Genomic DNA, 9,625 nt, shown 5'->3' with positions numbered 1-9,625 from the left:
CGGCTTCTTCGACATTGAGGACGAAGATCTTGCCGTCGCCGATCTTGCCCGTGGCCGCGGCGGCCTTGACCGCTTCGCCCGCCGAAGCCGCCGCTCCCACCATCGTCGACAAGCAGGACAAGGGCGACAACGCCTGGATGCTGACCTCGGCGCTGCTGGTGCTGCTGATGATCCTGCCGGGCCTGGCCCTGTTCTACGGCGGCCTGGTCCGCTCCAAGAACATGCTGTCGGTCATGATGCAGGTCTCGACCGTGGCCCTGATCGGCTTCGTCGCCTGGTTCCTGTGGGGCTACAGCTTCGCCTTCACCGACGGCGGACACTGGGACACCTTCGTCGGCGGTCTGGGCCGTCTGTTCCTGAAGGACGTCACGCCATCCAGCGTGGTCGCCACCTTCTCGACCGGCGTCGTGATCCCGGAACTGACCTTCATCGCCTTCCAGTCGACCTTCGCCGCCATCACCGCGGCCCTGGTGGTCGGCTCGCTGGTCGAGCGCATGAAGTTCGCCGCCATCGTGGCCTTCGCCGTGCTGTGGCCGCTGCTCTCGTACTACCCGATGGCCCACATGGTCTGGTGGTGGCCGGGTCCGGACGCGATCGCCCTGAACCCGACCGCGCCCGTCAAGGCCGGCCTGATCTGGAGCTTCGGCGCCCTCGACTTCGCCGGCGGCACCGTGGTCCACATCAACGCCGGTATCGCCGCCCTGGTCGGCGCCATCATCCTCGGCAAGCGCCAAGGCTTCGGCAAGGAACCGATGCCCCCGCACTCGCTGACCCTGACCCTGGTGGGCGCTGGCCTGCTGTGGGTGGGCTGGTTCGGCTTCAACGCCGGTTCGAACCTCGAGTCGAACGCCTACGCCTCGCTGGCCATGGTCAACACCTTCGTGGCCACCGCCGCGGCCGGTCTGTCCTGGATCATCGTCGAGTGGATCACCCGCAAGAAGCCGTCGGCCCTGGGCCTGGCCTCGGGCGTGGTCGCCGGTCTCGTCGCCGTCACCCCGGCCGCCGGCTTCGCCGGTCCGATGGGCGCCCTGATCCTGGGCCTGGTCGTCTCGCCGATCTGCATCATCTTCTGCTCGGCCGTTAAGAACGCCCTGAAGTACGACGACAGCCTGGACGCCTTCGGCATCCACGGCATCGGCGGCATCGTCGGCGCCATCGGCACCGGCCTGGTGGTCAACCCCGCCTGGGGCGGCGCCGGCGTCGTCGACTACACCTCGTGCGCCAAGGACGGCGACATCTCGACCTGCGACACCGCCGCCTACGACCTGGTCACCCAGGTCATCGCCCAGCTGAAGGGCGTCGGCGTCACGATCGTCTGGTCGGCCGTCGCCTCGATCATCGTCTTCCTGGTCATCAAGCTGGTGATCGGCCTGCGCGCCTCGCCGGACGCGGAAGAAGAAGGTCTGGACATCTCCGAACACGGGGAACGCGCCTACCACAGCTGAGCCTTCGGGCTCCGCTGGTAAGCGGTCCAAAAAAGAAGGGCGCGGAAGCTTCGGCCTCCGCGCCCTTTTTCTTTGCTGGCTCGGTGTCGCCCCCTACGGAACGCGCCGCGCCGAGATGATCTTCAGCGGCGGGTCGATGATCTGGCCGGTCATCACCGGATTGATCGCCTTGCCCGGCGTCGGCAGGGCCAGGATCTTCTTCACGACGTCCATCCCCTCGACCACCTTGCCGAAGGCGGCGAAGCCCTGGTTGTCGCCCGAGGCGGCCGGATTGGCGTCCAGGCCCGGGGCGTCGCCGATCAGGATGAAGAAGTCCGAGGTCGCCGTTCCGGGCGCGTTGCGGGCGATCGAGACCACGCCGTCCACGTGCTTGAGGCCGGTCTTGGTGGTCGGCTCGTGGGCGATCGGCGGCAGCACCCGTTTGGGATCGCCCTGCACCCCGCCCTGGATCAGGCCGTACTCCGGCGCGCCCGGCGCTCGCGAGGCCCGGAAGAAGGTCGCCCCGTCATAGCGCTTCTGATCCACATAACGCAGGAAGTTGGCCGTGGTGATCGGCGCTTCCTTGGTGGCCAGCTCGATGACGATGCGGCCCAGCGGCGTCTCGACGGCCACCCGCGTGGGCGGCTTGGGCGCGGGTGGCGGCGGAGCGGCCGGCTGGGGCGCGGGGGCGGCTTCCTGGGCGTGCGCCGAAGAGGCGGCGGCGGCCGCTGCGGCGGCGAGGAACAGGCGGCGGTCCATGCTGGACTCCCTAAACACAAAGGCCAGGGACACTAGGCGGAACGGCGCCCTCCCCGCCAGCGCGAGGATTGCGGCAAACACCTTCAGCGCAAAAACATCGTCATCCCGGCCGAAGCGCAGCGTAGAGCCGGGACCCAGGGGATTGGGTGCGGCTACGGAAGCTGCCGCCCAAGCGGCTGTAATCGCACTGCGGCGGCCCCTGGGTCCCGGGTCTGTGGCGCGACGCGCCTCCGCCCGGGATGACGCCCAAGAGAGCCTAGAACGGCCCGCCCAGGCGGCACCGCTTCACCCACCAGTCAGGCCGCATCGCCTCGATGCGCTCGGCCAGGCCCTCGGCCTCGATGTCGCTGGCGCACAGAGCAAAGCAAGTCGCGCCGGAGCCCGACATCCGCGCCAGCAGCGCCTCGGGCTCGTCGGCCAGCAGCTCCAGCACCTCGCCGATGCGCGGCTCCAGGGCCACGGCCGGGGCCTGCAGGTCGTTGCGGGTCAGGGCCGCGAGCCAGGCGCAGACCTCCTCGGCGCTCTCGAAGGCGTCGGGCGTCGGCGGCGGAGCCGCCCCGCGCGGATCCACGGCGGCGTCATAGGCGCGATAGACAGCGCCGGTCGGCGACGGAACCAGCGGATTGACCAGCACGGCGTGCAGTTCGGGCAGCCCGGGGGCTGGCGACAGCCGCTCTCCCCTGCCCTGCGCCATCACCGGCGCGGCCCACAGGCACGGAACCCCGTCCGCGCCCAGCGAGCCGGCCACGGCTTCCAGTTCGGCGTCCGACAGCGACAGCCCCAGGGCCTCGCGCAGCAGCCGCAGGGCCGCGCCAGCGTCGCTGGAGCCGCCGCCAAGGCCGGCGGCGATCGGCAGGGCCTTGTCGAGGATCAGCCGCACCGGTGGGGCCGGTCCGCCGACGGCCTCGTGCAAAGCCCGCGCGGCGCGGACCACCAGATTGCCGCCGTCGACCGGGATCTCGCCGCCGAACCGGCCGGTCGCCTCGAAGCTGGGCGCATCGGCCGGCTGGATCGACACCGTGTCGCCGACGTCGGCGAACACCATCAGGCTCGACAGCGGGTGATAGTTCTCCGCGTCGGGCCCGCCGACGTGCAGGAACAGGTTGACCTTGGCCGGGGCGAAGGCGGAACGGCGCATCGAGGTATCCGAGAACTGGGCTTGTGGCCCGTAGACCTAAAGCGTGTCGGCGCCGTTGGCCACGGCCGGGGCCTTGGCGGGGCCCTTCGACCCCAGCCCGTCCTTCAGCTTGGCCTCGGCGGCGGCCTTCTGCTCGGGCGTCGGCTCCAGGCTCAGCACGCGCCGCCACTGGAACTGGGCCTCGGTCTTGCGGCCCAGACGCCAGTAGACGTCGCCCAGGTGGTCGTTGATGTCCGGATCGCCGGGCTCGAACTCGATGGCCTGTTCCAGCATCTCGACGGCGGCCTTGTCGTCGCCCAGGCGGTGATAGGCCCAGCCCAGGGAGTCGAGCATGGCGCCCGACTGCGGGTTGGCCTTCACGGCCCTCTGCACCATCGTCAGGGCTTCGGCCAGGTGCTCGTTGCGATCGATCCACGAGTAGCCGAGATAGTTCAGCAGTTCGGGCTCGTCGGGATTGAGGCTGAGTGCCTGCTGCAGGTCGCGCTCGGCGTCGGGCCAGCGGCCGGCTCGTTCCAGCGACACGCCGCGCATGTAGAGCAGCCGCCAGTCGGGCTTGTCCTTCTCGGCGGCCACCAGCGGATCGATCACCGCCACGGCGTCGGCCCAGCGGTCGTTGGCCCGCAGCAGGTCGGCATAGACCAGCTGGGCGCTGCGGCCGGCGTTGGGCGACTTGGCGGCGGCCTCGGCGATGGTCAGGGCCTTGGCCTTGTCGCCGGCGTTCTGCAGCGTCCAGGCGATCTTGCCCTGGGCCGCGGGATAGCGCGACGAAGTGGCCGGAACGCGGGCATAGGCGGCGCGAGCCGCCTCGGGATCGCCGCCCTGGTCGAGCAGGTCGCCGACCATCAGCAGCGCGTCCTCGCGCTTGGGATCCAGGTGCAGGGCCAGGCGCAGATAGGCCAGGGCGAACTGGCTCTGGCGCTCGTTGCTGAACACCGCCGCGCAGGCGACCAGGCTGTTGGCCGCACCCTGGCGGACCGTGTTCAATGGCGGGGCGGCCTTCTTCGCGGCGGCGCGGGCGCGCGCCTCCAGCAGCGCCGAGTCGGTCGGGGCGTCGGCCAGGATGGAGTCGTAGAGGGCCACGGCCTCGTCGCGGCGCTTGCGGCGCTCCAGGAACGCGCCGTAGTCGATGGCGAACATCGGCCGCACGGCCGGAACCTCCATCAGCGCCTTGTAGTCGGCTTCGGCCTCGGCGGTCTTGCCGGCCCGCTCCAGGATCTCGGCGTGGCCCAGGCGGCCGAAATACTGCACCAGGCGGTCGTTGCGCAGCTCGGGCAGGGTCTGGGCCTTGGCGGCGTCGCCGGCCGCGGCGGCGGCCCACGGGGTCAGCAGGGTGACGACCGGACGATGCGGGAAGCCCAGGGTCGGATCGGCCAGCAAGGTTTGAGCATCCTTGCCCTTGCCGCGCGACAGCAGGTCGACGGCCTGGGTCAGCACGCCCAGGCGACGCACGCCCTCGGTCCCGCCCGGCGCGACCGGCGCCAGTTCGGCGGCGCGCGACACCTCGCCGGCCAGCAGCGAAGCGGTGAAGGCCCGCTCGGCGATCAGGCCCGGGTCCTCGCCCAGGTTGCGGGCGGCCTGGAAATAGGCGGCGGCTTCCTCGCTGCGCCCGTCCTCCATCGCCGCCTGGCCGGCCAGGAACTGGCCGTAGGCCGAACGCCCGTCCCAGGGCGTGTTGTTCCACCCGCTCTGCTCGCCGCGCAAAGGCGGCCCCGACGTGGCGCAGGCGGCCAGGACGGCGGTGGAGGCCAGGGACAGGAGGACTCGGAAACGCATCATCCGGCCACCCTGTTCGGTTTCAGGGCCTCGTTCAAGCATCCTTCTCCCCTTGCGGGAGAAGGTGTCGTCCGCGGGACGACGGATGAGGGGTCGCACGAACGAAAAACGCCGCGACGGCTGATCGGCTGTCGCGGCGTTCTATGTCTGAGAGACCCCTCACCCGACCTCCCTCCGGGAGGCCACCCTCTCCCGCAAGGGGAGAGGCAAAGAGCCCTACATATTCGGATAGTTCGGACCGCCGCCGCCTTCGGGCGTCGTCCAGACGATGTTCTGCGACGGGTCCTTGATGTCGCAGGTTTTGCAGTGGACGCAGTTCTGGGCGTTGATCTGGAACTTCGGATTGGCGCCCTGCTCGTCGTACAGCACCTCGTAGACGCCGGCCGGGCAGTAGAGACGCGCCGGTTCGCCGTACTTGGGCAGGTTGACGTCGATCGGGATCGACGGGTCCTTCAGCTTCAGGTGCGCCGGCTGGTCTTCCTCGTGGTTGGTGGCCGACAGGAAGACGCTCGACAGCTTGTCGAAGCTGATCACGCCGTCCGGCTTGGGATAGACGATCGGCTTGTAGTCCTTGGCCAGGCCCGTCGAGGCCGCGTCGGTCTTCTCGTGCTTCAGCGTGCCGAAGAACGAGAACCCGCCCAGCAGGTGCGCGCACCACATGTCGAACATGCCGGCCGCCCCGCCCAGGGCCGTGCCCAGCTTGCCCAGCAGCGGCTTGGCGTTGCGGACGACCTTCAGTTCCTTGGCCACCCAAGACTTCTCGAAGGCGGCTTCGTACTCGACCAGGGCGTCGCCCTCGCGGCCGGCGGCGATGGCCTTGAACGCCTCCTCGGCGGCCAGCATGCCGGTCTTCATGGCGTTGTGGCTGCCCTTGATGCGCGGCACGTTCACGAAGCCGGCCGAGCAGCCGATCAGCACGCCGCCCGGGAACGACAGCTTCGGGATCGACTGGTAGCCGCCCTCGGTGATGGCCCGCGCGCCGTAGGCGATGCGCTTGCCGCCTTCCAGGTAGGGTCGCACCGAAGGGTGCTGCTTGAAGCGCTGGAACTCGTCGAACGGCGACAGCCAGGGGTTCTTGTAGTTCAGGTGCACCACGTAGCCGATGGACACGTAGTTGTCCCCGAAGTGGTACATGAAGCTGCCGCCGCCCGTCTGGTTGTCCAGCGGCCAGCCGGTGGTGTGCTGGGCCAGGCCCGGCTGGTGCTTGTCGGCCGGGATCTGCCACAGCTCCTTGATGCCGATGCCGTACTTCTGCGGCGACTTGCCGGCGTCCAGCTCGAACTTGGCGATCAGCAGCTTGGCCAGCGAGCCGCGCACGCCCTCGGCGATGAACACGTACTTGCCGTGCAGTTCCATGCCCGGCTGGTAGTCCGGCTTCTCGTGGCCGTCCTTGGCGACGCCAACCACGCCGACGACCACGCCCTTCAGCGAGCCGTCCTCGCGCCAGACCGTGTCCGAGGCGGCGAAGCCCGGATAGATCTCGACGCCCAGCTCTTCGGCCTGGGCGGCCAGCCAGCGGGTGACGTTGCCCAGCGAGGCGATGTAGCAGCCGTGGTTGTGCATGAACGGCGGCATGGCGAACATCGGCAGGCCGAGCTCGCCCTGAGGACCGAGCAGCAGGAACTTGTCCTTGGTGACCGGGGTCTCGAGCGGCGCGCCCTTTTCCTTCCAGTCGGGGATCAGTTCGTTCAGCGCCTTGGGATCGATGACCGCGCCCGACAGGATGTGGGCGCCGACCTCCGAGCCCTTTTCGACCAGGGCCACGCTGATTTCGGTTCCGGCCTTCTCGGCCAGTTGCTTGAGACGGATGGCAGACGCCAGGCCCGCCGGGCCGCCCCCGACGATGACGACGTCGTATTCCATCGACTCGCGTTCGAGGACTTCGCTCATGGCTTCTCCCGCCCCAGGCTCTTGAGTGGAGCCTGCCTTCTTCCTGTTTGAGTCGGACTTTATCCGAACGTGACGCCACGGCGGTCAAGGAAAACCGGATAGTTTTTGTTGCACCGCAGCGCGGACATATCGGTGACGCAGCTCATTATACTCGCTAGAGAAAACGTCATGAGCCTCGCCGTCGATCCGCGCGCCGTCGAAAGCCTGCTGGCCTTCTGGGCCGATGCGGGTGTCGAGGCCTGCTACGCCGACGAGCCGATCGACCGCCTGGCCGAGGGCGCGGCCCTGCTGCGGGCCCGCAGCCAGCCCCAGCCCGTGGTCGTCGCCGCGCCCCCTCCCCGTCCCGGCGCGTTCGGCGGCGTCGACATCGGCGCGGCCGCTGCGGAGGCCAAGGCGCTCGCCGCCGCCTGCAACGACCTCGAAAGCCTGGCCGCCGCCATCGCCGCCTTCGACGGCTGCCCGCTGAAGACCCAGGGCGCCAAGCAGGCGGTGTTCTCGCGCGGCCCCGGCGACGCCCCGGTCATGGTGATCGGCGAAGGCCCCGGCGCCGAGGAAGACGCCCGCGGCCAGCCCTTCGTCGGCCGGGCCGGCCAGTTGCTCGACCGCATGCTCAAGGCCGCCGGTCTGCAGGACCGCGCCTTCATCACCAACACCGTCTTCTGGCGCCCGCCGGGCAACCGCACGCCCACGCCCCAGGAGCAGGCCGTCTGCGCCCCGTTCGTCGAGCGAACGATCGCCCTGGTCAAACCCAAGTTGATCCTGATGGTCGGCGGCGCCTCCGCAAAGAGCATGTTGCGCCGTGAGGAAGGCATTTTGTCGCTTCGCGGCCGCTGGTTCGAGTGGCGTTCCGAGGACGGTTCGATCGAGGTTCCGGCCTTGCCCAGCTTGCATCCGGCCTTCCTGCTGCGCCAGCCGGCGGCCAAGAAGAAGGCCTGGCAGGACCTCTTGATGCTGGCCGAAAGACTTGATCGGCCGGAAAGGCCCCATTAAACAAGCCGCTGACCAGTCGGAACGGGGACGCGCGCCGCCTTTGCAAAGGCCTTGCGCGGATACGATTTGCAGCTTTTCGCTCGCCCTCTGGCCGTTGTCTCGGCCCTCGCGCTCTGCCTGAACCTCGCCGCGCCCGCGGTGCGGGCTGCGGGGCTCGAACCTCTGTCCGACAGCGACCAGCGCTTCTACCAGGCCGCCTTCACGGCGGCCGACCGCGGTGATTTCGACGCCGCCGAAGCCGCCTTCGCCAACACCCGCGACCGCAGCCTGATCGGCAAGCTGTCGCTGACCCGGCTGATGCACCCGACGGCCTATACGGCCAGCTATGACGACCTGACCGGCTGGCTGAAGCTCTATGGCGACGAGGCCGGCGCCGATCGCGTCTACGCCCTGGCCCTCAAGCGCAAGCCCGCCCGCTCGCCCGAGCCCAAGGCTCCCGAACTGTTCGTCGAAGTGGCCCAGGGCGTGCGCAGCGCCGGTCCGGCCGACAAGGGCCGCGCCGCCCGCGAGGCCTACTATTCCGGCGACGTGAAGGCCGCCCTGAAGCTGGCCAAGCTGGCCAACGAGCGCTGGATCGCCGGCCTCGCCGCCTTCCGCCTGGAATCCTACGCCGAAGCGCGCGGCTATTTCGAGCAGGTGGCCCACGACGAGGGCCAGGACGACTGGCTGCGCGCCGCCGGCGCCTTCTGGGCCGCGCGGTCGGCCAGCATGGCCGGCGACAGGACCGCCGTCCGCGACCTGCTGAACCAGGCCGCCCAGGCGCCGCAGACCTTCTACGGCATGATCGCCGCCCGCCAGCTGTCCATGGCCGGCGTGGCCGTGGCCAACGATCCGGACGACCCGATCGCCGCCCTGATCACCCGCGTCTCCTACAACGGCCCCGACCCGGCTTCGCTGGGCAAGCTGCTGTCCTCAGACCAGCGCGCCCGCCGCGCCGCCTCGCTGGCCCAGCTGGGCCGCTGGACCGAGGCCGGCGCCGAGCTGCGGGCCGGCCTGTCGCTGGCGACCGACGACAAGGCCCGCGCCGACTGGAGCGCCCTGACGCTCGCCCTCAACGCCCGCGCGCCGTTCAACGCCGGCCGTCCGGTCAAGAAGATCGGCGGCGAGGACTATCCCCTGCCCGAGCTGGCCCCCAAGGGCGGTTTCACGATCAGCAAGGCCCTGGTCTACGCCCTGGTGCGCCAGGAAAGCCGCTTCGACCCGATGGCCGTCTCCGGCGCCGGGGCCGTGGGCCTGATGCAGCTGATGCCCGTCGCCGCCGCCCGCGCCGCGGGCGACGACAAGCTGCTGGCCGACAACACCCCGCTGTTCGACCCGGCCTTCAATCTGCGGGTCGGCCAGGACTACTTCACCTGGCTGATGGACCGCGGCCTGCAGAGCCCCGACATCCTGCGCGCCGTCGCCGCCTACAACGGCGGTCCGGGCACCCTGCTGAAGGTGCAGCAGCAGCTGGGCCAGGACTGCGACAGCCTGCTGCTGATCGAAAGCCTGCCGGCCCAGGAGACCCGCAACTACGTCGAGAAGGTCATGGCCTCGTACTGGACCTACCGCCGCCTGCTTGGCGCGGAGACCAAGACGCTGGACGCCGTGGCCAGCGGTCAGCGGGTGATCGACTTCCGGCTGGATATGTAATCTGTTTCCTTCTCCCCTT

7 protein-coding genes and 1 pseudogene are annotated in these 9,625 nt (G+C 69.8%); 4 read left to right on the top strand and 4 right to left on the bottom strand.

All coding sequences use genetic code 11. The annotated features are described in order from the left end of the window. On the top strand, positions 1-1,445 hold a 1,445-nt coding region (locus AC1RRS_RS09445), incomplete at its 5' end, for an ammonium transporter (RefSeq protein WP_492854931.1). A gap of 93 nt (positions 1,446-1,538) precedes the next feature. On the opposite strand, the gene AC1RRS_RS09440 is transcribed toward AC1RRS_RS09445, so the two are convergent. Next, positions 1,539-2,183, bottom strand: a complete 645-nt coding sequence (locus AC1RRS_RS09440; protein ID WP_492854930.1) for a peptidylprolyl isomerase — start codon at positions 2,181-2,183, stop codon at positions 1,539-1,541. A gap of 68 nt (positions 2,184-2,251) precedes the next feature. On the opposite strand from AC1RRS_RS09440, the pseudogene AC1RRS_RS09435 reads away from it, so the two are divergent. Continuing rightward, positions 2,252-2,427: pseudogene (locus AC1RRS_RS09435) on the top strand (hypothetical protein); the annotation flags it as partial. 12 nt (positions 2,428-2,439) lie between these two features. On the opposite strand, the gene AC1RRS_RS09430 reads toward AC1RRS_RS09435, so the two are convergent. The 3 genes from AC1RRS_RS09430 to AC1RRS_RS09420 form a co-directional block, all read right to left on the bottom strand. Next, positions 2,440-3,321 (bottom strand): 4-(cytidine 5'-diphospho)-2-C-methyl-D-erythritol kinase, encoded by an 882-nt coding sequence (locus AC1RRS_RS09430; protein WP_492854929.1) that lies wholly within the window; start codon positions 3,319-3,321, stop codon positions 2,440-2,442. Between the two features lie 36 nt (positions 3,322-3,357). Continuing rightward, positions 3,358-5,094, bottom strand: coding sequence for a tetratricopeptide repeat protein (locus AC1RRS_RS09425; RefSeq protein WP_492854928.1), 1,737 nt, complete (start codon positions 5,092-5,094; stop codon positions 3,358-3,360). 216 nt (positions 5,095-5,310) lie between these two features. Beyond that, the gene (locus AC1RRS_RS09420; protein ID WP_492854927.1) at positions 5,311-6,984 is read right to left on the bottom strand and encodes an electron transfer flavoprotein-ubiquinone oxidoreductase; all 1,674 of its coding nucleotides are present in this window, start codon (positions 6,982-6,984) and stop codon (positions 5,311-5,313) included. A gap of 168 nt (positions 6,985-7,152) precedes the next feature. Between AC1RRS_RS09420 and AC1RRS_RS09415 the strand changes: the two genes are divergently transcribed. Together AC1RRS_RS09415 and AC1RRS_RS09410 are read left to right on the top strand one after the other, a co-directional pair. Then, entirely contained in the window at positions 7,153-7,974 is an 822-nt protein-coding gene (locus AC1RRS_RS09415) for a uracil-DNA glycosylase (RefSeq protein ID WP_492854926.1), read from the top strand. A 66-nt stretch (positions 7,975-8,040) separates the two neighbouring features. After that, positions 8,041-9,606 (top strand): lytic transglycosylase domain-containing protein, encoded by a 1,566-nt coding sequence (locus AC1RRS_RS09410; RefSeq protein ID WP_492854925.1) that lies wholly within the window; start codon positions 8,041-8,043, stop codon positions 9,604-9,606. Positions 9,607-9,625 lie beyond the last annotated feature (19 nt).

Source organism: Caulobacter sp. GW821-FHT12A07 (assembly GCF_058807655.1).
Note: the sequence above shows the minus strand (reverse complement) of the source record. Positions and strands in the feature narration are given on the sequence as shown.

Excerpts from the sequence above, each read along its gene's own strand:
- AC1RRS_RS09440 (WP_492854930.1), bottom strand. The coding sequence starts at position 2,183 with ATGGACCGCCGCCTGTTCCTCGCCGCCGCAGCGGCCGCCGCCGCCTCT.
- AC1RRS_RS09430 (WP_492854929.1), bottom strand. The coding sequence starts at position 3,321 with ATGCGCCGTTCCGCCTTCGCCCCGGCCAAGGTCAACCTGTTCCTGCAC.
- AC1RRS_RS09425 (WP_492854928.1), bottom strand. The coding sequence starts at position 5,094 with ATGCGTTTCCGAGTCCTCCTGTCCCTGGCCTCCACCGCCGTCCTGGCC.
- AC1RRS_RS09420 (WP_492854927.1), bottom strand. The coding sequence starts at position 6,984 with ATGAGCGAAGTCCTCGAACGCGAGTCGATGGAATACGACGTCGTCATC.
- AC1RRS_RS09415 (WP_492854926.1), top strand. The coding sequence starts at position 7,153 with ATGAGCCTCGCCGTCGATCCGCGCGCCGTCGAAAGCCTGCTGGCCTTC.